This window comes from Dryocola mayonis (assembly GCF_051307045.1).
In the GTDB taxonomy this organism is placed as follows: Bacteria; Pseudomonadota; Gammaproteobacteria; order Enterobacterales; family Enterobacteriaceae; genus Dryocola.
In genome coordinates this window covers 747,785-770,392 of sequence record NZ_CP150452.1, presented here as the reverse complement: position 1 = coordinate 770,392, position 22,608 = coordinate 747,785, and the positions used below count along the sequence as shown (strand labels likewise).

12 protein-coding genes and 5 pseudogenes are annotated in these 22,608 nt (G+C 59.3%); 6 read left to right on the top strand and 11 right to left on the bottom strand.

Going from position 1 to position 22,608, the window contains the following annotated elements; translation table 11 throughout:
* Nucleotides 1–12: 12 nt before the first annotated feature.
* The 3 genes from WLO32_RS03710 to dgt form a co-directional block, all read right to left on the bottom strand.
* Nucleotides 13–1,170 carry a CdaR family transcriptional regulator gene (locus tag WLO32_RS03710; RefSeq protein ID WP_435947232.1) on the bottom strand — a complete coding sequence of 386 codons (1,158 nt, stop codon included), beginning with the start codon at nt 1,168–1,170 and terminating at the stop codon, nt 13–15.
* Nucleotides 1,171–1,338: 168 nt separating this feature from the next.
* On the bottom strand, nt 1,339–2,778 hold the full coding sequence (degP, locus tag WLO32_RS03705) for a serine endoprotease DegP (protein WP_435947231.1): 1,440 nt from the start codon (nt 2,776–2,778) through the stop codon (nt 1,339–1,341).
* Between the two features lie 140 nt (nt 2,779–2,918).
* Nucleotides 2,919–4,433, bottom strand: a complete 1,515-nt coding sequence (dgt, locus tag WLO32_RS03700) for a dGTPase (protein ID WP_435947230.1) — start codon at nt 4,431–4,433, stop codon at nt 2,919–2,921.
* A gap of 94 nt (nt 4,434–4,527) precedes the next feature.
* Here dgt and mtnN point away from each other — a divergent pair.
* From mtnN to WLO32_RS03685, 3 genes and pseudogenes are all read left to right on the top strand, one after another.
* A pseudogene (gene mtnN, locus WLO32_RS03695) lies at nt 4,528–5,227 on the top strand (5'-methylthioadenosine/S-adenosylhomocysteine nucleosidase).
* Entirely contained in the window at nt 5,220–6,020 is an 801-nt protein-coding gene (btuF, locus tag WLO32_RS03690; RefSeq protein ID WP_435947229.1) for a vitamin B12 ABC transporter substrate-binding protein BtuF, read from the top strand. The pseudogene mtnN and the gene btuF overlap by 8 nt, the downstream one beginning before the upstream one ends.
* A 19-nt stretch (nt 6,021–6,039) precedes the next feature.
* Complete coding sequence (locus WLO32_RS03685) at nt 6,040–6,660, top strand: TRIC cation channel family protein (RefSeq protein WP_435947228.1); 621 nt, start codon at nt 6,040–6,042, stop codon at nt 6,658–6,660.
* Between the two features lie 51 nt (nt 6,661–6,711).
* Here WLO32_RS03685 and erpA read toward each other — a convergent pair whose 3' ends face one another.
* Nucleotides 6,712–7,056 (bottom strand): iron-sulfur cluster insertion protein ErpA, encoded by a 345-nt coding sequence (gene erpA / locus WLO32_RS03680; RefSeq protein ID WP_121264506.1) that lies wholly within the window; start codon nt 7,054–7,056, stop codon nt 6,712–6,714.
* 81 nt (nt 7,057–7,137) lie between these two features.
* Nucleotides 7,138–8,559, bottom strand: a complete 1,422-nt coding sequence (clcA, locus tag WLO32_RS03675; RefSeq protein ID WP_435947227.1) for a H(+)/Cl(-) exchange transporter ClcA — start codon at nt 8,557–8,559, stop codon at nt 7,138–7,140.
* A gap of 138 nt (nt 8,560–8,697) precedes the next feature.
* Here clcA and hemL point away from each other — a divergent pair, with 138 nt between their 5' ends.
* On the top strand, nt 8,698–9,978 hold the full coding sequence (gene hemL, locus WLO32_RS03670) for a glutamate-1-semialdehyde 2,1-aminomutase (protein WP_435947226.1): 1,281 nt from the start codon (nt 8,698–8,700) through the stop codon (nt 9,976–9,978).
* An 83-nt stretch (nt 9,979–10,061) separates the two neighbouring features.
* On the opposite strand, the gene fhuB is transcribed toward hemL, so the two are convergent.
* The 6 genes and pseudogenes from fhuB to hrpB all read right to left on the bottom strand — a co-directional run bounded on the left by fhuB (nt 10,062) and on the right by hrpB (nt 21,241).
* A complete protein-coding gene (gene fhuB, locus WLO32_RS03665; RefSeq protein ID WP_435947225.1) occupies nt 10,062–12,047 on the bottom strand; it encodes a Fe(3+)-hydroxamate ABC transporter permease FhuB in 1,986 nt (661 codons plus the stop codon).
* Nucleotides 12,044–12,934 (bottom strand): Fe(3+)-hydroxamate ABC transporter substrate-binding protein FhuD, encoded by an 891-nt coding sequence (gene fhuD / locus WLO32_RS03660; protein ID WP_435948239.1) that lies wholly within the window; start codon nt 12,932–12,934, stop codon nt 12,044–12,046. Before fhuD ends, fhuB begins: the two co-directional genes overlap by 4 nt.
* Before the next feature lie 8 nt (nt 12,935–12,942).
* Nucleotides 12,943–13,740: a Fe3+-hydroxamate ABC transporter ATP-binding protein FhuC gene (fhuC, locus tag WLO32_RS03655; RefSeq protein WP_435947224.1), complete on the bottom strand. Its 798-nt coding sequence runs from the start codon at nt 13,738–13,740 to the stop codon at nt 12,943–12,945.
* 48 nt (nt 13,741–13,788) lie between these two features.
* Nucleotides 13,789–15,973, bottom strand: a pseudogene (gene fhuA, locus WLO32_RS03650) (ferrichrome porin FhuA).
* Between the two features lie 211 nt (nt 15,974–16,184).
* Nucleotides 16,185–18,727: pseudogene (gene mrcB / locus WLO32_RS03645) on the bottom strand (bifunctional glycosyl transferase/transpeptidase).
* A gap of 80 nt (nt 18,728–18,807) precedes the next feature.
* Nucleotides 18,808–21,241, bottom strand: a pseudogene (gene hrpB / locus WLO32_RS03640) (ATP-dependent helicase HrpB).
* Between the two features lie 73 nt (nt 21,242–21,314).
* Here hrpB and thpR point away from each other — a divergent pair.
* Together thpR and sfsA are read left to right on the top strand one after the other, a co-directional pair.
* Nucleotides 21,315–21,855, top strand: a pseudogene (gene thpR, locus WLO32_RS03635) (RNA 2',3'-cyclic phosphodiesterase).
* On the top strand, nt 21,856–22,560 hold the full coding sequence (gene sfsA, locus WLO32_RS03630; RefSeq protein WP_435947223.1) for a DNA/RNA nuclease SfsA: 705 nt from the start codon (nt 21,856–21,858) through the stop codon (nt 22,558–22,560).
* The last annotated feature ends 48 nt before the right edge of the window (nt 22,561–22,608 follow it).

Below are 22,608 nucleotides of genomic sequence, written 5' to 3'. Positions count from 1 at the left end.
ATCCGCCCTATTTTACCTCTGCTCGTCGAGCTGCAAAGCGACATACAGCAACAGGCGATCGTCGAAATTCCCCAAATCCAGTCCCGTTAGCTCCGAGATGCGGTTAAGCCGGTACTCAAGCGTGTTTCTGTGAATAAAGAGCGCCTTCGACGTAGCCAGCGGCTGCACGTTATGGCTAAACCACGCGCTTAAGGTTCTGCGCAGCAGGCCGTTGTTATCCATGCTTTTTAAACGCGCCAGCGGCCGCGCCAGCTCGTTGGCCTGCCAGCCGCCCCGCAGGCTGTCGAGCAGAACGGGCAGCATCAAATCCTGATAGAAGTAGCTGCGGCTTTCCGGCATGCGCTGTTTGCCGACCATCATGGTCGTACGCGCGGTGCGATAAGAGCGGGCGATGCTGCCGGGGCCGGTAAAATAGTTGCCGAGCGCCACGCGAAAACGTAGCTGGCCGTTCTCTTTCATGCGGCTGATAAGCTGTTCAACGCGCTTACGGTGATCTTCGGCATCCCAGCGCCCGAACTGATTGAGCGCGGGTTTGAGCACCACCATCTCCGTCAAAGAGACAATCGCTATCAGGTTATTGCGCTCGGGGGTGGTAAGCGCGTTCTGCAGCTGCTGCAGCTCTTCCATGGCGCTGTCCACGCTAAGCTGGCCGCTGTCCACCTCCACCACCGCCACCACGCGGGGCTGATTGAGGTCGATACCCAGCCTTTGCGCCCACTCGGTCAGCGCCGCGGAGTGCTCGTCCGCCTGAATCAGGTTCATCACCAGCTCTTCACGCAGGCGGCTGTCCTGCGCCAGCAGGTGCATCAGGCGGGACTGTTCGAGCATCATTTCCGCGGTCATGCAGACCAGCTCGCCGTACTTACGCAACGCATTCGGCTCGCCCGTCAGGCCGATTACCCCAACGATTTCGCCGTCGATACGCAGCGGCAGGTTGATCCCCTGGCGCACGCCGTGCAAATGGCGGGCTACGGCGTCGTCAATATCCACCACGCGCCCCTGCGAAAGCACCAGCAGCGCTCCTTCGTGCAGCTCGCCGATACGTTCCCGATCGCCGCTGCCGATAATGCGTCCGCGGGCGTCCATCACGTTGATATTGGTGTCGATGATGGTCATGGTGCGCGCAACGATGTCCTGCGCCATTTTCGTATCAAGGTGCCAGCCAGCCATTGCTTCCTCTCCCGTCGTGCTAATGGCCTAGCATAGGCGACGGAAATAGCTCAGGCATTGTGCAAATGCCCGAAGCGGCGCGCAGGAATGTGGAGTTGTGGCAAGGTTCACAAAAAAGGGCCGCTTTCGCGGCCCTTATTACGGGGAGAGAATGGCTGCGGCCGGCTATTACTGCATCAGCAGATAAATAGTGCTGTCGCCGCGCTGAATATTAAGCGCCATCACCGAAGGTTTAGTGTCGAGGACCTTGCGCAGCTCGGCGATATTGTTCACCGGCTGCTGGTTGATGCCGATAATAATATCGCCTTTTTTCAGGCCGATACGCGCAGCAGGGGTATTACCTTTTACCGAATTGACGATCACGCCTTTTTCATCTTTACCGCTGCGGTTGCTCATTTCCGCGCCTTCAATGCCGGTAAAGATGGTGGAGGAGTCCACCTGAGTCTGGCTGCTTTGCTGCAGTTCCAGATTCACGGAAACCGGCTTGCCGTCGCGCAGCAGGCCAAGGGTAATTTTGCTGCCTACCGGCATAGAACCCACTTCCGCACGCAGCGCCGCAAAGCTGCTGATGGCCTTACCGTTCATCGACACCACCACGTCGCCGGCCTTCACGCCCGCCTTGGCTGCGGAAGAGTTAGGCATAACCTGGCTTACGAAGGCGCCGCGCTGCGCATCGACCTTCATGGCTTTCGCCAGCTCGGAGTTCAGCTCGGTGCCCATAATGCCCAGCTCGCCACGCTTAACCTGGCCGTACTGCACCATCTGCGCGGTGAGGTTTTTCACCATATTGCTCGGAATGGCGAAGCCAATGCCGATGTTGCCGCCGTCCGGGGCAAGGATCGCGGTATTGATGCCGATCAGCTCGCCGTTCAGGTTAACCAGCGCGCCGCCGGAGTTGCCGCGGTTAATCGCCGCGTCCGTCTGGATGAAGTTTTCATAGTTTTCGATATTCAGACCGCTGCGCCCCAGCGCCGAAACGATCCCCGAGGTCACGGTTTCGCCCAGGCCATACGGGTTGCCGATGGCTACCGTGTAGTCGCCCACGCGCAGGGCGTCGGAGTCGGCCATTTTAATCGCCGTCAGGTTTTTCGGATCCTGCAGCTGCAGCAGCGCGATATCGGAGCGCGGATCTTTACCCACGACTTTTGCTTCAAACTTGCGGCCGTCGCTCAGGGATACCTGAATTTTGGTTGCGTTATCAACGACGTGGTTATTGGTCACCACGTAGCCTTTGGCGGCATCGATAATGACCCCGGAACCCAGAGCGGCGAATTTCTGCTGCTGTGAACCGCCGTCAGACCCGCCCCCGGGACCGCCCTGACAGAATGGAGAGCTCTGGAAAGGCGAACCTTCCTGGCAGAATGGCGAATTGTCGCCGAAGAACTGTTGGAAATTGCGCCCCATGCGCGGAGTATTTACCGTGGTGCTGCCTTCAACGTTAATACTCACCACCGATGGCATGACTTTTTCAAGCATCGGCGCAAGGCTTGGCAGCGGCTGCGAGGCAGATGCGGAAGAAGCCGTCTCAGCGGCGATGGCGGACACAGGCCCCAGCGCCAAACCCAGACTCAGAGCCAGCGCACTCATTGCTAAAGTGGTTTTTTTCATCTCTTTCACTCTCAAGTTATAAGTCACGCGTAATTGCTGTGCAGGTCTATATAGAGTGGTGTTATAGCGCTTAGTTCCGCCGATAACTCACTGGAAAAAGTAAAAAATTATTGGTCGTCTTTACAAAACTCAACGACGCGTTACTCCACCGCCATTAAACGCCGATATTCATCCCAGGCGTATAAATCCGTCATGCCGCTGATGTAATCCTGAATCAGCCGGCAGCGATAATAATACTCCCGCACGGCGTATTCAGGCTCCGCAGGCGTTAAGTCGTTTACGGCTTCGATATAAGCAAGCCGGTGCTTGGTCGACAGCTTATGGTAAAGCCGCGTCTCGATAGGCAAACGACGCAGGCTCTCTTTTTCCACCAGCTCAGCAAAATCCTCGGCGGATATATTGAGGAGCGGGCTGTAAATTTCAAGCAGTCCGCTGATAACCCGGTAGCCCTGCAGCTCTAGCTGTTCCACCTCAGGATGGCTGAAGACCTGCTTTATCGCCACCTGCTTATATAACTCCAGCAGCCGCGCAAAGGGGCTGTCGTCCTCCAGCAGAGCGTGATTAAACTCGCCGCTGTAAATCTCCGGCAGGTTGTCGATAAAACGCTGCGCCGCATACGGCACCAGCTGATTTAACGTATTGACCCGCAGATACATGAAAAACTGATCTTCGGTGCTGCGGCGCATTTGGTTAGTGCTGGATTTGCGCCACGCCTCGTTCACCACTTTTTCAAACAGGTCATCCGGCCGGCGCTCTCCCCAGGCGGCGCAGAGGTGCTGGTAAAGCTGCTCGACGCTGAAGATATTTTTCTCAACGGCGTCTTCAAGGTCCGCCACGCAGTAGGAGATATCGTCCGCGGCTTCCATAATCCAGGTAAGAGGAAAGCGGCTGAATTCTCCCAGCTTTAGCTCCGCACGCAGGCGTTTGATGTAGCTCTCTTCGGAAAGGTAAAAGCCGGGCTTTTTCATCAAATAGGCGTGGCTTTGCGGCGGGTCGCCGACAAACCAGGCGGGACGGGTATATTTCAGGATGCAGCCCACCTGCGCCCAGGTCAGATTCATCCGCAGCAGGCTGTGCACCAGGCGAATGCCCTGCGCGTTACCTTCAAAATGGCAAAGGTCCTGACGCACGTTGCGGCGCAGCTCGTTTAGGCGCTCCTCTCCTTCCCGCAGCCGCAGCGCGTTTACCTTACAACGATCGTCGCTACGCGGCTGGCTGCCGGCGTCTGCGGGAAAAAGCCGCTGGCGAAACCAGTCGTTGATGGCCGACTCGCCAAAATGCCCGAAAGGCGGATTGCCGATGTCGTGCATCAGACAGGCCATTTCGACAATGCTTTCAAAGGGCCCGGTCAGCTCGCTCAGCCCGTATTTTTCAAGGGACTGCTGCTCCTTAAGACGGCTGAGCACCTCTTTGGCGATGTAGCGCCCAACCTGCTGCACCTCCATAGAGTGCGTCAGGCGGGTGCGGACGGAAGCGTTTCGCTCAAGAGGGAAAACCTGAGTTTTTTGCTGCAGCCGGCGGATCGCCGGAGAATTGATGATTCTGCCGCGATCGCTTTCGAAAATGCGCAGAATCTCATGTTCATTCTTGATGCCGGTAGGCGATCGGAAACGACGGTGCCAGTTAATTTTCTTGCGGAAATCTAGTTCACTCATGCCCTCTCCTTCGCCCGACTCAAGAGCGGATTAATTCCTTTACGCTTGCCATGATAGACTATGCATCCTAACTAACACTATTGCGAGTATCTCTATGAAAGCAGGCATTATTGGTGCAATGGAAGAAGAAGTTACGCTGCTGCGTGACAAAATCGAAAACCGTCAAACGCTGAAGCTTGCGGGCTGTGAAATTTACACCGGCACGCTCAACGGCGTGGAAGTGGCGCTATTGAAATCCGGCATCGGTAAGGTCGCGGCGGCGATGGGCGCAACCCTGCTGCTTGAGCACTGCAAACCGGACCTGGTTATCAACACCGGTTCCGCAGGCGGCCTGGCTTCTGCTTTGAAGGTAGGCGATATCGTCGTGTCTGACGAAGTGCGCTACCACGATGCGGACGTGACCGCCTTTGGCTACGAGTATGGCCAGCTGCCGGGCTGTCCTGCGGCCTTTGCAGCCGATGCCAAACTGATTGCCGCAGCGGAAGAATGCATTACCGAGCTGAACCTGAACGCGGTGCGCGGCCTGGTCATCAGCGGCGATGCGTTTATCAACGGCTCCGTGGCGCTGGCGAAAATTCGCCACAACTTCCCGCAGGCCCGTAGCGGTAGAAATGGAAGCCACGGCCGTCGCCCATGTTTGCCACAGCTTCGGCACGCCGTTCGTGGTGGTGCGCGCGATTTCTGACGTGGCCGATCAGCAGTCTCACCTGAGCTTCGACGAGTTCCTGGCGGTAGCGGCGAAACAGTCCACGCTGATGGTTGAAAAGCTGGTGCAGAAGCTGGCTCGTGGTTAACAGGACGTTCTGGCGCGCGGCAGGCGCCTTGTTGTTCTGCCTGCCCCTGCTGCTGTGCGCCGCGCCGCGGGTTATCTCCCTGTCGCCGGGCAATACCGAGCTTGCCTTCGCGGCGGGTATTACGCCGGTGGCGGTAAGCGCCTGGTCAGATTACCCGCAGGCGGCCAAAAAGCTTGAGCAGGTGGCTAACTGGCAGGGCATGAACCTTGAACGCATCGTGGCGTTAAAGCCGGATGTGGTGCTGGCCTGGCGCGCCGGCAACGCGGAACGCCAGGTGAACCAGCTGGCGGCGCTCGGGATAAAAGTCGTCTGGTTAGATCCCACCACGGTTGCCGAGGTCATTTCCGCGCTGCGCCAGCTTGGGGAATTCAGCCCAACGCCGGAAACCGCGAATAAAGCTGCCGACAGGCTGGCGGCGGAATTCCAGGCGTTAAAAGCGCAGTACGCGCAGGCGGCGAAGAAAAAAGTGTTTCTCCAGTTCGGGCAGCATCCCCTCTTCACCTCCGGGAAAGGTTCGCTGCAAAACGAAATCCTGACGCTGTGCGGCGGGCAGAATATCTTTGCCGACAGCCGCGTTCCATGGCCGCAGGTCAGCCGCGAGCAGGTGCTCGTGCGCAAACCGCAGGCTATCATCATCACCGGCGATAAGACGCAGATCCCACCGGTGCAGCAATTCTGGCAAAGCCAGCTACCTATTCCGATCATTGCGGTGAATGATGACTGGTTTAGCCGCTCGGGCCCGCGTATTATCCTCGCCGCAAAACAGCTCTGCGCGGAGCTGGCGAAACAATAGCGTCTTCTGAGGATAATAAATGCTGGTCTACTGGCTGGATATTATTGGCACAGCCGTCTTTGCTATCTCTGGCGTCCTGCTTGCCGGAAAACTCCGTATGGATCCTTTTGGCGTGCTGGTGCTGGGCGTGGTGACGGCCGTAGGCGGAGGAACAATACGCGACATGGCGCTGGCGAACGGCCCTGTGTTCTGGGTAAAAGATCCGACGGATCTGGTGGTGGCGATGGTCACCTGCCTGCTGACTATCCTGCTGGTGCGCCAGCCGCGCCGCCTGCCGAAGTGGATCCTACCGGTACTGGACGCCGTCGGGCTTGCCGTGTTCGTCGGCATCGGGGTAAACAAAGCTTTTCTGGCGGGCACCAGCCCGCTGATCGCCATCTGCATGGGCGTGCTGACCGGCGTGGGCGGCGGAATTATTCGCGACGTGCTGGCGCGTGAAATCCCGATGATCCTGCGCACGGAGATTTACGCTACCGCCTGCATCATCGGCGGCATTGTGCATGCTACCGCTTTCTATACCTTTAAAGTTCCGCTGGAGCAGGCCAGCATGATCGGCATGCTGGTAACGCTGACGATACGCCTTGCGGCGATCCGCTGGCATCTTAAACTGCCGACCTTTGCCCTTGAAGACAGACAGTAAGGCATAAAAAAGCCGTGTTTCATAACACGGCTTTTTCTTTTCCCGCAGCGCTTAGACGCTAAAGGAGGAACCACACCCGCAGGTGCTTTTCGCGTTCGGGTTAGTCACCACGAAGCGAGAACCTTCCAGACCCTCGGTATAATCTACCGCGCCGCCTACCAGATACTGCAGGCTCATCGGGTCAACCACCAGCGCGACGCCCTGCTTCTCAATGGTCATATCGCCGTCGTTGATCTGGTCATCAAAGGTGAAACCATACTGGAAGCCGCTGCAACCACCACCGGTGATGTAAACACGCAGTTTCAGATTCGGATTCTCTTCATCTGCGATCAGGCTCTTAACTTTATTGGCTGCTGCTTCTGTAAACTGCAGGGGCAGCGCTACGTCATCACTCATTTTTTGCTCCCAACGAAATAACAAGCCGGGTAAATTTTAACCCGATCTTTAGGGCCATTATCTAATACGGGGTCAAATCGTTCAAGTATTCTCCCCGGCCGGGCCCGGCTGCGCTTTAGCCCGCATTGCTGCTTCCTGGCGTGCTAAAGTGCGCGCAAGTATTGAGGAGTATAGAGGTTTTCCGCCGAGGAATTGCGCTAATAGTGTCGCGCCAAGGCAGGTAATAATCATTGGCAAAATGAGCTGATAATTGTCGGTCATTTCCAGCACCAGCACGATGCCGGTCAGCGGCGCGCGCACCGATGCGGCAAACAGCGCGCCCATTCCCGCGATAGCAAAGGTACCCACATCAAGGTGATAAGCCGGAAACCACGCGGCGCCTGCCATGCCAAACGCGGTGCCAAGCAGGGTGCCCAGCGCCAGCATCGGCGCGAAAATCCCGCCCGGCGCGCCCGATGAAAAACAAAGCAGCGTGGTAATAACGCGCGCGATAAAAATAAACAGCAGCATGCCCAGCGTGTAATTTCCCGCCGCGGCGATAGGGATCAGGTTAAAACCGCCGCCCGCCGCCGCGGGCTGAATAAGACCCAACACGCCGCAGATTCCGCCCAGCAGGCCGCCGATGAGCACCCATTTTTTAATCTCGCCGCCGTGGATGCGTTGAAACATATCCTGGGTGCGAAACACCAGCGAGTTGAACAACACGCCGACTATGCCGAACACCATCCCTAATACCAGATACAGCCAGAGCGTATTAACGGGAGCGTTTGCAAGCCTGCCCACCTCGATGACCGCGTTTTCGCCATTAAAAATGCGAAATACCACGCTCGACATAATCACGCCGATAAAGACCGCTTTTATCGAAATCAGGCTGTAACGAAACTGCGGCCGCATCTCTTCGATGATAAACAAAATGCCCGCAAGCGGCGCGTTAAAGGCCGCCGACAGCCCGGCGGCGGCACCCGTTGCCAGTAAAGTATGCCGCGCTTCCGCGCCGCGCAGGCGAAAAATATCCAGTATCATGCGGCCAATGTTGCCGCCCAGCTGCACCGTCGGACCTTCGCGCCCCAGCACCATCCCCGCGCCGAGCGTGCCCATGCCGCCGATGAACTTCACCGGAATGACCCGCCACCAGCGCACCGGCCGCAGCTCTTCCAGCGCGCCTTCGATTTCAGGAATGCCGGAGCCGCCCGCTTCCGGCGCAAACCGGCGTACCAGATAGTAGCCAACCATCGCTAACAGCGCCGAGCTGATAAAAGCCGCCGGCCAGACGATGACGGAGCGATCCGCAACCTGTGCCAGCATCGCCAGGCGATTTTGCTGCATCCAGTTAACGGCTTTTTCAAAAGCCACGCCCGCAAGGCCGGCCAGCGTCCCGACGAGGGCCGCCATAAACAAAATCGCCGCCGGCGTTTTGTCCTGGCGAATCAGGCGGCGCACGGCGTCGCCTCTGCGCAAACGCGCAATCTGCCGCGCTTCAAAAGAGGATTGCAAAGGGTTCATGAACGTAATCATTAATAAGTAATACAAATCGAGCGGGCATTCTACTCGTCCGGCGCGCCTGGGCAAAACTTTCATAACCCCGAAGGTTTCCCTTAGAATAGCCCGTTGCCACTCTTTCCACGAATCAGGAGCCGATTCATGAGTAAATCAGAAAATCTGTACGCTGCCGCCCGTAAAGTCATCCCAGGCGGGGTGAACTCGCCGGTACGTGCTTTTACCGGAGTCGGCGGCGTCCCGCTGTTTGTTGAGCGCGCCGACGGCGCCTATCTGTTTGACGCCGACGGCAAAGCCTACATCGACTACGTCGGTTCCTGGGGACCGATGATCCTTGGCCATAACCACCCGGCGATTCGTAACGCGGTTATCGAAGCCGTGGAGCGCGGCCTGAGCTTTGGCGCGCCGACCGAAATGGAAGTCAAAATGGCCGAGCTGGTGACGGAGCTGGTGCCGACGATGGACATGGTGCGCATGGTGAACTCCGGTACGGAAGCCACCATGAGCGCCATCCGCCTGGCGCGCGGTTTCACCGGCCGTGACAAAATCATTAAATTCGAAGGCTGTTACCACGGCCACGCCGACTGTCTGCTGGTGAAAGCAGGCTCCGGCGCGCTGACGCTGGGCCAGCCGAATTCGCCGGGCGTGCCTGCGGACTTCGCAAAACACACCCTCACCTGCACCTATAACGATGTCGCCTCGGTACGCGAAGCGTTTGAGCTATACCCGCAGGAAGTGGCCTGCATCATCGTTGAGCCGGTCGCGGGCAATATGAACTGCATTCCGCCGAACGCTGATTTCCTGCCGGGCCTGCGCGCGCTGTGCGACGAGTTTGGCGCCCTGCTGATTATCGACGAGGTGATGACCGGCTTCCGCGTAGCGCTGGCCGGCGCTCAGGCTTATTACGGCGTTGAGCCGGATCTGACCTGCCTTGGCAAAATCATCGGCGGCGGCATGCCGGTGGGCGCCTTTGGCGGCCGCCGTGAAATCATGGACGCGCTGGCGCCGACCGGCCCGGTTTACCAGGCGGGCACGCTTTCCGGCAACCCTATCGCTATGGCTGCGGGCTACGCCTGCCTGACCGCGGTTTCCCAGCCGGGCGTCCACCAGACGTTAACCGCGCTCACGGAAATGCTGGCTGACGGCCTGCTGCAGGCGGCAAAAGACGAGAATATCCCGCTGGTCGTCAACAACGTCGGCGGCATGTTCGGCCTGTTCTTTACCGATGCACCAACCGTCACCAACTATAAAGACGTGATGGCATGCGACGTGGAGCGCTTCAGGAAATTCTTCCACCTGATGCTGGAAGAAGGCGTGTATCTGGCGCCGTCCGCGTTTGAGGCGGGCTTTATGTCGGTCGCGCACTCGAAGGAAGATATTCAGAAGACCATCGACGCCGCGCGCCGGGTGTTTGCGAAGCTTTAACTTTGCGAGTAGAGGTGGATGGCGCAGGCGCCGTCCACCCTACATTCACAAACCCCAGTTCGGGCAAGCGCCAGCCGATATCGCTAACGGCTTTGCTTACGCAGCAAATAAATAAAATAAGGCGCGCCGATAAAGGTCGCCAGCAGCCCGGCGGGCACCTGATCCGGGAACAGCAGCATCCTTCCGCACCAGTCCGCGGCCACCATCAGCATCCCGCCCAGCAGGGCAGCCATCACCAGCTGCGGCATCGCGCGGCGGAAACCGAGCATGCGTGCGATATGCGGAGCCATCAGCCCGACAAAGCTCAGCGGCCCGACGGTTAGCGTCGCGGCGGCGGTGAGCGCGGAAGCCAGCAGCAGCAGGGCAAATCGCGACGGCGTGAGCGCCATGCCCACCGCGCGCGCGGTTGCGCCGCCCAGCGGCAGAATCATCAGCCAGCGGCGGCACAGCGGCGTGAGGGCCAGCAGCACGACCATCAGAATGAAGGTTTTGACCGCCTGATCGCCGGTCACGTTATAGGTTGAGCCGGAGATCCAGGTGAGAATGCCCGCCATTCGCGGATCGCCGCTTGCCATCAACAGCATCAGCAGCATGGTAAAAGCCGTGCTCAGCGCCATGCCCGCCAGCAGCATGCGCTGGGGCGAGAAGCCCCCTCGCCCTGCGGCAACCATAATGACCAGCAGGGTTGCCGCCGCGCCAAGGCTGCCCGCGGGGAACAGCCAGCCGAAGGCATTCCCCGGCACGATAAACAGCATGATCACCACGCCAAACGCCGCGCCGGAGCTGATGCCCAGCACTTCCGGGCTGGCCATCGCGTTGCCCGTCAGCCGCTGGATTACGCTTCCCGCCACGGCCAGCATCATCCCCGCCGCCAGCGCCGCCAGCATGCGCGGCCAGCGCCACGGCAGAAGATCGTGGAACATCTCGCCGTTCACCCAGCTCCAGCCGTGGGCGTCGCGCCCGAGGGTGAGCGCGGTAGCCATGACCAGCAGCAGCAGGCCGCCGCCGGCAAGCGCCCACCAGCCGAGATGCTGGCGTTCGGCAGGCACGTTATCGCCGGCGTTCATCGCCGGCATCCCCACCGTGCGCAGACGCGGCAGCAGCCACAGCAGCAAAGGCGCGCCAATCAGCGCGGTCACCGTACCTGTCGAGATCTCACGCCATGCGCTGGTCAGCCAGATAACCACCTGGTCCGAAAGCCAGAGAATCAGCGCGCCGATCAGCGGCGCCAGCAGCAGACGGATCACAAGACGGCGCGCCCCCAGCATTTTTGCCAGCAATGGCGCGAACAGGCCGATAAAGCCGATAATGCCCACCGCGTTGACCAGCAGCGCGCTGATAGCGATGGCGAGCGTTAACGCCGCGAGGCGAACCAGAGACAGCGCCAGGCCAAGATTACGCGCCACGCCGTCATCGAGGCCCATCAGCGTCAGCGGACGCAGCAGCAGCAGCGTCAGCAGCAGCCCGCCGACCAGACGCGGCCACAGGCCGTTGACGATGCTCCAGTCCTGCTGGTTCAACGCGCCCGTGCTCCACAGGAACATATTCTGCAGCTGGTCGTGGTGGAAAATAGCCAGCAGCTGATTGACCGCTCCGCAATACAGGCTGAGCACCAGGCCCGCCAGAATCAGCGTAACCGGCGACAAACGCTTGCCCCACGCCACGCCGAACACCAGCAGGCCAACCACGCCCGCGCCGATCAGCGCGGCAAATTGCTGGGTCTCAAAGCCGCCCGGCAGCGCCCACAGCGTCGCAACGGTTACGCCCAGCTGAGCGCCGCTCGCTACGCCAAGCGTGGTCGGCTCGGCCAGCGGATTTCGCAGCACCTGCTGGAACAGCACGCCGACCAGCCCCAGGCCCGCGCCGACCAGCAAAGAAATCGCCAGCCGCGGCAGCAGGCTGTAGTGGAACAGCATCTGGCTAATATCGTCGATATTGGGCTGCCGCCAGGCCTTCGACCACTGCGCCGAAGGCAGCTGCGCATTCAGATTGTGAAGCGTCAGCGCGCAGGCCGCGACAAACAGCAGCGCCAGCAGCGCGGCGGGGAACAGAACATGATGACGTCTCACGCGGCGCTCCCTACGGCTTTCGCCAGCATTTTCGTGAAGTTCATGGCGGAGAGGGTGGCGCCGTACAGCCATACCGCCGGCACGCGCTGAAAACGATGCTGGCGTACGAACGGCATCGCTTTCCACAGCGGCGTGGCCATCATTTTGGTCATTTCGTTGTCGTTGTTGTGATCGAAACAAATCACATCCGCATCTTTAATCGCCGCCAGGCGTTCAAGCCCCGTCACCGCGGTGCCCCAGAAATTGGTTTCGCCGTGCCAGGCATTTTTCACCCCCAGCAGATCCATCACCTCCTGGAAGAGGCTGTTTTGCCCGACGATCAGCGCGTGGCGCGGGTCGAGCAGCGTCATCAGCAGCACCGGACGATCGCCCCGCTGCGCAAAGCGCGGTTTCATGTCAGCGATAAAGCGGTCGAAATGGTCCAGATGATCTTTTGCCGCCTGCGGCATGCCCAGCTTTTCTCCGAGTTCGCTCAGCGAATGACGCGCAACGGTCAGCGGCCTGCCGGAACCATCGTTAAAGTTGAACCCAAGCCCCGGCGCGATGCGCGTCATTTTTTCAGGCGACGGCCCGTAGCCCGCGGAGTAGAGGATCAGCGAAGGTTTCAGCTGGGTAAGCAGCTCCAGGTTAGGCTCGGTGCGCAGGCCGACGTCAATAACGCCGGCGGGCAATGCGGGCTCGCCTACCCAGGCGCGGTAGTTGTCCATATCGGCTACCGCCATCGGCGTGACGCCAAGCGCGAGCATCAGCTCGGCGGGCAGCCATTCGAGGGCGACGATGCGGCGAGGATCGACAGGCGCCGCCTGCGCGCCGCCCGTTCTGAATAAGAGCGGCGACAGCGCCAGCGCCGTCAGCAGCTGGCGACGGCTTATTGGTGGGTTAATCAGTTCAGACATCAGTAAACGAAGCTCACCGGTGCAGCGCCCGCAGGATGCGGCAAAATCCCCATCGGAATGCCGTAGATATGCTCAAGCGTTGCGCTTTGCATAATTTCAGCCGGGCTGCCCTGAGCGATCTTTTCGCCGCCGCGCAGCGCCACCAGATGGTCGCAATAGCGCGCGGCCATATTAATATCGTGCAGCACGGCAATCACCGTTAAGCCACGCTCCTGGCTCAGCCGATGGATAAGCGCGAGGACGTCCACCTGATGGGCGATATCCAGCGCGGAGGTCGGTTCATCAAGCAGTAAACAGCGGCTGTCCTGCGCCACCATCATCGCAATCCATGCGCGCTGACGCTCGCCGCCGGAAAGGCTGTCCACCAGACGGTGGGCAAAAGGTTTCAGGCCAACCAGCGCAATCGCCTCTTCCACCAGCTCCCTGTCCGCTACGCCAAATCGCCCCAACGCGCCGTGCCACGGATAGCGACCGATGGCGACCAGCTCACGCACCGTCATCCCTTCCGCCGCGGGCAGCTGCTGCGGTAAATAAGCCACCTGCCGCGCAAAAGCCTTGCTGCTCCAGCTGTCCAGCGGCTGGTCGTTCAGGCGCACCTCGCCCTGCGAGGGCTTTTGATGCCGCCCCAGCATTTTCAGCAGCGTGGATTTGCCCGAGCCGTTATGGCCTATCAGGCCGGTAACTTTACCGATGGGAAAGGTGAGGGACAGCGGATGAAGCAGCGTGCGGCCTGGGACGCGAAAGGTGACGTCGGTGAGGCTGAAGGTAGTATCGGGATGGGGATGTTTGTCGTGCATGCTGGCCCAACTTGTTGAAGGGCACGGCGAACCGTGCCCGGGAGACAATTAGAAGCGGAAGGTCGCGGTGGCAACCACCTGACGTTCTGCGCCCCAGAAGCAGCCATAGGTCTGGAAGCAGCTGGCAACGTATTCACGATCGAGCAGGTTGTTGACGTTCACGGCAATGCTTGAACCGCTCATACCGAAACGGCCCAGGTCATATTTGACCACCGCGTCCATCACGGCAGCGCTGCCGACTTCAAAGGAGTTCGCCGGATCGCCGTAGCTTTTACCAATGAAGCGGCCGCCGGTGCCGAGAGTCAGACCGCTTAGCGCACTGTCGTTAAAGGTGTAATCGCCCCACAGGGAAGCCATATGTTCCGGCACCTGCTCTGGCGTATTGCCTTTCAGATTGGTGTCTTTGGTGTATTCCGCATCGGTATAGGTGTAAGAAGCGGTCAGGTTAATATTGGCATTAAGCGCCGCTTTCGCTTCCAGCTCCACGCCGCGGGCGCGAATTTCACCGGCCGGAACCTGGCCCTAACGGGTTGGCTGGGTCAGCCGTCAGGTTGTTGGTTTTGGTCAGCTGGTAGACAGCACCGGTGATAACAACCGGCATATCTTTCGGCACATACTTCACGCCCGCTTCGTACTGCTCGCCTTTAGACGGAGCATAAGAAGTGCGTGGATTGCTCCAGAGATCGAATGCGCTTGGCTCGAAGGACTGGCTGTAGCTGAAGTAAGGGCTGACGCCATTGTCGAACAGGTAGTTTACGCCGCCGCGCCAGGTAAACTTCTTGTCATTACGCTCAATATAGCCGCCGCCATCGCCGCGAACCGTGGTTGCCTGCTCAGACCAGTCGTAACGACCGCCCAGCGTCATCACCCACTTGTCCCACTCGGCCTGATCCTGAACGTAAATACCGGTCTGCTTGCTTTCGTTCATCTGATACGGAGCCGCATCGCCGAAATCAAAATCTTCCATGGTTGGATTGTAGAGATCCAGCTGCGGCGCGCTGCCGAAGGTCGCGTTGATGTCGTTACGCATGCGCATGTAATCAACGCCCGTCAGCAGGGTGTGCTCAAGCGCGCCGGTTGCGAATTTGCTTTCCAGCTGGGTATCTACGCTGAAGTTTTGCAGACGTTCGTTGTCCACAACCGTACCGCGGTTAAGCATATGGCCGTTCGTCGCGTCGATACCTGTACCGTACACGCTTTGCTGAGCAGTTTTCATCTCGGTAAAACGCAGGTTCTGACGCACGGTGAAGGTGTCGTTGAAGCCGTGTTCGAAGCTGTAACCGACCATTTTCTGGTTACGGGAATAGGTATTATTGGTCGCGCCTTCGTTGAAGCTGGTCGGCAGACGCGAACCGTCCGGTAAAGGTTGTACCGTGCCTTCTTTTGGCAGCCAGCCGTAGTAGCCGGTTTCTGGCTCATTCTGGAAGTAGGACAAGAAGGTGAAGTTAGTCTTGTCATCCGGACGCCAGGAGAAAGATGGAGCGATGGCGTAACGCTGCTGTTTAGCGCTTTGCTGCTGCTCGTTGTTAGAGCGCGCCAGGCCGGTCAGACGATAGGAGTAGACGCCGTTATCATCCAGCGCGTCGCTGAAGTCAAAGCCGGTCTGGAACAGATTGTCCGTACCCATTTTAAACTGAACTTCATGCAGCGGCTCCGTGGTCGGGCGCTTGCTGACCATAGAGATGATGCCGCCCGGGTTGCTCTTACCGTAGAGAACGGAAGTTGGGCCGCGCATCAGCTCAACGCGTTCCAGCATATAAGGATCAATGACCGCGTCATTATAGAAGTTGCCCTGAAGCTTCAGGCCGTCCAGGTAGTTATTTTGGTTCAGACCCACGGAGGAGAAGCCGCGAATGATAACGAAATCATAGGTGCTGGAAGCGCCACGGCTGTTAACGGTAACGCCTGGGGTATAACCCAGTGCTTCCTTAACGGATTTAGGCTGATGCGTTTGCATCTCTTCATTCGTCACCACCGAAACAGACTGTGGCGTCTTTTCGATAGGCGTATCCGTTTTGGTCGCCGTCGCCGCACGTTTAGCGGCGATAGTCGGAGCCGGGCCCCATGCGCTTTCCTGCGGCGCTGCGGCAGTAACGGTGATGGTGTCTTCTTTTTTAGCCGTGCCGTCTGCGGCAAAGCTTGATGCGCTGACGCCGCCTACGGCGGCAGCAACAAGCACAGCGAGCTTGCGAACGGAGGTGCTGACTGGTTGTCCAGTGATTGAACGCGCCATTGTATAATCTCTGATGAGTGAGGAATGATAACGTAAACGATAATTATTATTATGCCCGCGGGATAATAGTCGAAACGGAAAGCGCAAGGCAAGCGGATCGCGCCCCCTGGCGCGCTAAAGGAATAATAATTAACCTGGGTTATTTTCAGGGATTAACAGAAAAGAAAAACCCCCGTTACATACGGGGGTTTTTGATGACATTTGGCGCAAATCAGTTACTGCCGAACATGTCCTTAATCCAGCCGGCAACGCCATCGCTTTTTTCCTGCTGCTGAGGCTGCTGTTGCTGTTGCTGCTGCGTCGGCTGCTGAGGTTCGCCGGACGACTGATCGAACGGATTATTGTTCTGCTGTTGCTGCAGGCTCTGCTGGCACAGCGCATCCGGATTGGTCGTCCAGACCGGCAGCGTACGCGTCGCGCCGCCTGCGCACTGGAAGTTGCCCGCGTCATCCACACCCATATCGACGATATCTTCCGGCGGCGTTAACGTCAGCGGAATCGGCGTCTGGTTTGCCAGATAGCGCTGGTAGAGCGCCATAGCGCCGCTCGCGCCGTAAAGCTTGGTCGGCTGGTTGTTATCGCGCCCAACCCAGGTGATGGTCACTTCTTTACCATCGATGCCCGCAAACCAGGTATCCACGTTGTTGTTCGTGGTGCCCGTTTTACCGGCCAGGTGCAGGTTAGGATATTTGGCGCCCAGCGCGCGGCCGGTACCACGGTTCATTACCTGCTGCATGGTGTAGAGCGTCATATAGGGCCGCCTGCGCGGGAACCGCCTGCTCCGCCTGTGGGAAGCTCTGATACAGCACCGTTCCGTCTTCCGCAATCACCGAGCGCAGCGCGGACAGCGTGGCTCTGTTACCGCCGCTGGCGATAGTCTGGAACGCCTGCGCAACCTGAATCGGCGTCAGGTTCAGCGCGCCCAGAATCATCGCCGGAACCGGGTTAAGCTGATCTCTCGGCACGCCAAGCTTAGTCCAGGTCTCGGTTACGGCCGGCAGCCCAAGCGCCAGACCCAGGTTAACGGTTGGCACGTTCATGGAGCGGGTCAGCGCATCCACCAGCATAACCTGTCCGCTAAAGCGACGATCGTCGTTCTGCGGCGACCAGACCTGGCCGTTTGGCTGGCGCAGGGAAATCGGCGCATCCGCAATCCAGGTATTCAGGCGATAGCTGTCCGGCTTGCTGAGCGCCGTCAGATAGGTCGCCGGTTTCGCCAGGGAACCGATTGAACGACGCGCCTGCATCGCGCGGTTGAAGCCGGCGAACTGCGCTTCCGCCCCGCCGACCATCGCGCGAACCTCGCCGGTATACCTGTCGACGATAACCATCGCCGCCTCAAGATCCTTCAGCTTACGGGAGGCGCGCAGCGCCGGCACGCCTTCGCTGACGGCTTTTTCCGCCGCGTCCTGAGAAACCGAGTCGAAGGTGGTAAAGATCTTCACGCCGGAGAGGTCTTTAACCTTGTCGCCCAGTTTCGCCTGCAGCTCGTTACGCACCATCTGCATAAACGCAGGCTGCGGCGTAATCACCCCGCCGCGCGGCTGCACGCCCAGTGGACGGGCGCTCAGCATGTCGTACAGCTCCTGATCGATAACCTTCTGTTCCTGCAGCAGGCGCAGCACAAGGTTACGGCGCTCGAGGGCCAGTTTCGGGTTACGCCACGGGTTGTAGATCGACGCGCCTTTCACCATGCCCACCAGCAGCGCCTGCTGATCGAGGCTCAGCTCCTCCACCGGGCGGCCAAAGTAGTAGAGGCTTGCCAGCGGGAAGCCGCGAATTTCGTTATCGCCGCTCTGACCGAGATAGACCTCGTTCAGGTACAGCTCCAGAATACGATCTTTACCGTAGCGGGCGTCCATAATGAGCGCCATGTACGCTTCGTTCGCCTTACGCCAGTAGGTTCTTTTACTGGTAAGGAACAGGTTTTTCACCAGCTGCTGCGTCAGCGTACTCGCGCCCTGCACCGTGCGTCCTGCGGTCAGGTTCGCCAGCACCGCGCGGCCGATAGAGTAAACGCTGATCCCGTCATGCTCATAGAAATGACGGTCTTCGGTGGCGATCAGCGTATCGACCAGCAGATCCGGGAAGCCCGTGCGCGGCACAAACAGGCGCTGCTCGCCGTTTGGCGACGACAGCATGGTTATCAGCCGCGGATCGAGGCGGAAGAAACCGAAGCTGCGGTTACTGTCCATATTCTGGATAGATTCCAGATGATCGCCGTCGAACACCAGACGAGCGCGGATCTGCCCTTCTTTGCTGTCCGGGAAATCAAACGGACGACGGATCATCTCGATGCTGTTGGGCCTGCACGGTAAACTCGCCCGGACGCGTCATGCGCGTGACCTGGCGATACTGGGTGGCCTCCAGCAGATTAACCATCTCTTTTTTGCTGTACGGCATGTCCGGCTCAAGGTTCACCATGCGGCCGTACACCGCCGCCGGCAGCTGCCAGACTTTGCCGTCGATGCGGCTGCGGATCTGCTGATCCAGGTAGACGCCGTAAATCACGAACAGCACCACAAAGACGACAAACAGCTTCAATAAGAACCATAGCCAGCGGTGTTTTTTACGCCCCTGACGGCCATTACCGCCTCCTTTCCCCTTACGTGGCGGCATCGGTTCCTCATCATCATAATCATCGTCGTAGTCGTCATACTCTTCTTCCCTGAGTCGACGACGGCTCACCTTCTCTTTTACCGGACGAGCTGGTTTCCCTTTACGTCCAATAGGTTCGCGGTCATTCCCCGCCATTGCTTTCTCCACCAAATAATGAGGCGCACGGCCTGATTCTCCTTTCTTCCGCCCTCAGCGAAAGAAGAAATCTCTCAAAGTCATTGATACTTCTTTGTACGCCGCGTCGGCGGCGTTGTTGCCGGCGAGTCCGGCCAGACATGTTTCGGATAGCGTCCCTTCATCTCTTTTTGCACTTCCCGGTACGCCCCCTTCCAGAAGGCGGTTAAATCACGCGTAATCTGCAAAGGACGCTGCGCGGGTGAGAGCAGCTCAAGCACCAGCGGCACTCGCCCTTCGGCTATGACCGGGGTTTGCGCTTCGCCAAACATCTCCTGCATGCGCACCGCCAGCACGGGCGGATTCTCTTCATCATAGCGCAGAGCAATCTGGCTTCCGGTCGGCACAGTGTAATGAGTTGGCAGCGCACTATCCAGACGTTGACGTAAGCTCCAGTCAAGCAGGTTCTGTAACGCCCGGATAATATCGATTTTTTTTAAAGCGCGCAGCGAGTGTATGCCGTGCATTTCCGGCAGCAGCCAGCTATCCAGCTCCCGCAGCAGCGCTTCCTCGCTGACGTCAGGCCAGTCGTATTCCGGCAGCCATCTGGCGGCGCAGGCCAGACGGATGCGCAGCTGCTGCGCCTGCGGCGTCCAGTTCAGCACGCCGAGCCCGCGGTCGCGAATGCCGTTTAGCATCGCCTGATGCAGCTCATCTTCCGTAGGTTTTGCCAGCGGCTGCACTTTGATCACCAGCTGGCCAATCTGCGTGCGGCGGAACGCCTTTAAGGTTCCCTGCGCTTCGTCCCATTCTACGGAGTCGCTTTGGGTCAGCAGTTCCGGCACGCCTGCGGCTAACGCCTCGATATCCAGCGGTAAAGCCTGCAGCATACGCGCGTCCGGGCTCTGGCTGCCCTGCAAAAGCAGCGGCGCTATCAGCCATTCGTAGCGGGTCAGGGGGTCATCCTGATTGAGCATCGCCCCGAGGCCGTTAGCCAGCTGGTAGCGCCCTTCCTGCCCGCGCCTGCGGGCAATACGGTCGGCAAAAGCCCGCGCGAGCAAAGGGCCGGCTAAATCGATATCTGCCTGTCCGCCGCGGCTGTTTAAAACGCTTCAGAAGCAGGTTTGCGCGCTGCTGCCAGTTTTCCTGGCGGCGGCCGAAAGCGTTACGTAAATCGCCGTCCTGGCCGCGCGGCGGCTCTTCCAGAATCGCCACCAGGCGCGCGGCCGTCGCCTGCTCGTCGGGCGTTCTGGCGGCGACCAGCATGGCGGCAAAGCGAGGATCGTTGCCCAGACGCGCCATTTTCCGGCCCGTCGGTGTCAGGCGATACTGCTCGTCCAGCGCGTTGAGCCGACGCAGAAGCGTGCGCGCCGCGTGAAGATTAGCCGCAGGCGGCATATCCAGCCAGGTCAGCTGCTTCGGGTCCTGACAGCCCCACTGTAAAAGCTCAAGCCACAGGCCGCAGAGGTCGCTTTGCAGGATTTCGGGTTCGCTCTGCGCGGCCGCCCGTTCCGCCTGCTCAGCGCTGGTGAGATGTAAACATATGCCGGGCTCAAGACGCCCGGCGCGGCCGGCGCGCTGGGTCATGGAAGCCTGGCTGGTGCGCTGCGTGACCAGCCGCGTCAGCCCCGAGCGCACGTCGAAGCGCGCCACGCGCTCCAGCGCGCAGTCCACCACCAGCCGGATACCCTCGATGGTCAGGCTTGTTTCGGCAATATTGGTCGCCAGCACCACCTTACGCGTACCGGCAGGGGCCGGGAGAATCGCCTTACGCTGCTCGCTAAGCGTCAGGGCGCCGTATAACGGGCAAAGCTGCACGTCGCTTGCTATACGCTCCTCAAGCTGCTGCTGCACGCGCTGAATTTCACCCACGCCCGGCAGGAATACAAGCAGCGAGCCGGAGGCTTCGCGCAGCAGGTTTGCCACGACAACGGCCACCGCTTCGTCGAAGCGCTGGTGGGCGGCAAGCGGAACGTAGCGGCGTTCCACCGGGTAAGCGCGTCCTGCGGAGCTGATAACCGGCGCCTCGGGAAGACAGCGCTGCAGGCGCTGGTTATCAAGCGTGGCCGACATGATCAGCAGCTTAAGATCGTCGCGCAGGCCGAGCTGGACGTCCAGCAGCAGCGCGAGGGCCAGATCGGCCTGCAGGCTGCGCTCGTGAAATTCATCGAGGATCACAAGCCCGATGCCGTTAAGCTCCGGATCCTGCTGGATCATGCGGGTCAGAATGCCTTCCGTCACCACCTCAAGCCGCGTATCCGGCCCAACGCAGGTTTCGGCGCGCATCCGGTAGCCAACCGTTTCTCCGGGTTTTTCACCAAGCAGTTCAGCCAGCCTCTGCGCAACGTTGCGCGCCGCCAGACGACGCGGTTCCAGCAGCAAAATGCGCCCGTCGACGACGCCGGATTTAAGAATCTGCAGCGGAAGCCAGGTGGATTTCCCCGCCCCGGTAGGCGCGTTGAGCAGCACCTGCGGCGAATGCTTAAGCGCGTGAAGAACATCGGGTAACACCGCAGCGACCGGTAATGACGACACAAACAGCTCCAAAGGGTTAACATACGCAGTCGCGCATTGTAGCATCCCGCAAAATCTTAACCGAGAGACAACTATGGCCGACACCCGCCGACTGTTCTTCGCCCTCGAGATGCCCGCCGAGGCGCAGCGGCAGATTATCGCCTGGCGCGCCGAAAATTTTTCCGCAGAGGCCCGGACGTCCCGTCGCCGCGGCCAGCCTGCATCTGACGCTCGCTTTTCTTGGCGACGTGAGCGGCGAAAAGCAAAAAGCGCTGTGCCGGCTCGCCGGCCGTATCCGCCAGCCAGAATTTACGCTGACGCTGGATGACGCCGGGCTGTGGGTGCGTTCACGGGTGATCTGGCTGGGCCCGCGCCATGCGTCGCTCGGCCTGATTCAGCTGGCCAATATGCTGCGCGCTCAGGCGGCCAGAAACGGCTGTTATCAAAGCCCGCAGCCGTTTCATCCTCATGTGACGCTGTATCGTAACGTGACCCGCGCCGTGCCCCTGCCGCCGCCCAACTTTCGCTGGCAGTTTAAAGTCGACGAGTTTGTGCTTTACGAGTCGGTTTACGCCCGAGGGCGCACCCGCTACCAGCCGCTGGAGCGCTGGCGGCTAAATAATAAGGAAGAGTAGATGGAATTTGTCCCGGCGCTACAGCCCGCCACGCTGATTAAACGTTATAAACGCTTTCTGGCCGATGTCCTCACCCCCGCCGGCGAATTACTGACGCTTCACTGCCCGAATACCGGCGCCATGACCGGCTGCGCAACGCCTGGCGATACCGTCTGGTATTCGACGTCGGCGAATTTAAAGCGCAAGTACGCCCATACCTGGGAGCTGACGCAGACGCAGACCGGCGACTTTATCTGTGTGAATACGCTGCAGGCAAATAACGTCGTCAGGGAAGCGCTGAAGGAAAACCGGCTGGCGGAATTAAGCGGTTATACGGAAATCCTTAGCGAGGTGAAGTACGGCGCGGAGCGCAGCCGCATCGATTTTATGCTGCAGGCGGATAATAAAGTTAACTGCTATATTGAAGTGAAATCAGTCACGTTATCCGAACAGGGAAGTGGCTTTTTCCCGGACGCCGTCAGCCTTCGCGGGCAGAAGCATCTGCGGGAATTGATGAGCGTGGTTATGCATGGAGAGCGCGCAGTGCTGCTGTTTGCGGTATTACATTCCGCTATCACTCGTGTCTCACCGGCACGCCACATCGACGCAAAATATGCGCAACTTTTGTGCGAGGCGCAGGAATGCGGGGTAGAAATAATTGCCCGCCGGGCAGAACTTTCTGCCAGAGGGCTTACTCTAACTTCGCCGTTGCCTGTCTGTTTATAACGTTACCTTTATAAAGAGCAGTTAACGTATTGTATGTTTTGTGTTCTG

What these genes read in the sequence shown, in the direction of transcription:
- dgt (WP_435947230.1), bottom strand. Translation starts at nt 4,433, where the DNA reads ATGAGTGAACTAGATTTCCGCAAGAAAATTAACTGGCACCGTCGTTTC.
- erpA (WP_121264506.1), bottom strand. Translation starts at nt 7,056, where the DNA reads ATGAGTGATGACGTAGCGCTGCCCCTGCAGTTTACAGAAGCAGCAGCC.
- degP (WP_435947231.1), bottom strand. Translation starts at nt 2,778, where the DNA reads ATGAAAAAAACCACTTTAGCAATGAGTGCGCTGGCTCTGAGTCTGGGT.
- hemL (WP_435947226.1), top strand. Translation starts at nt 8,698, where the DNA reads ATGAGTAAATCAGAAAATCTGTACGCTGCCGCCCGTAAAGTCATCCCA.
- WLO32_RS03685 (WP_435947228.1), top strand. Translation starts at nt 6,040, where the DNA reads ATGCTGGTCTACTGGCTGGATATTATTGGCACAGCCGTCTTTGCTATC.
- fhuC (WP_435947224.1), bottom strand. Translation starts at nt 13,740, where the DNA reads ATGCACGACAAACATCCCCATCCCGATACTACCTTCAGCCTCACCGAC.
- clcA (WP_435947227.1), bottom strand. Translation starts at nt 8,559, where the DNA reads ATGAACCCTTTGCAATCCTCTTTTGAAGCGCGGCAGATTGCGCGTTTG.
- WLO32_RS03710 (WP_435947232.1), bottom strand. Translation starts at nt 1,170, where the DNA reads ATGGCTGGCTGGCACCTTGATACGAAAATGGCGCAGGACATCGTTGCG.
- sfsA (WP_435947223.1), top strand. Translation starts at nt 21,856, where the DNA reads ATGGAATTTGTCCCGGCGCTACAGCCCGCCACGCTGATTAAACGTTAT.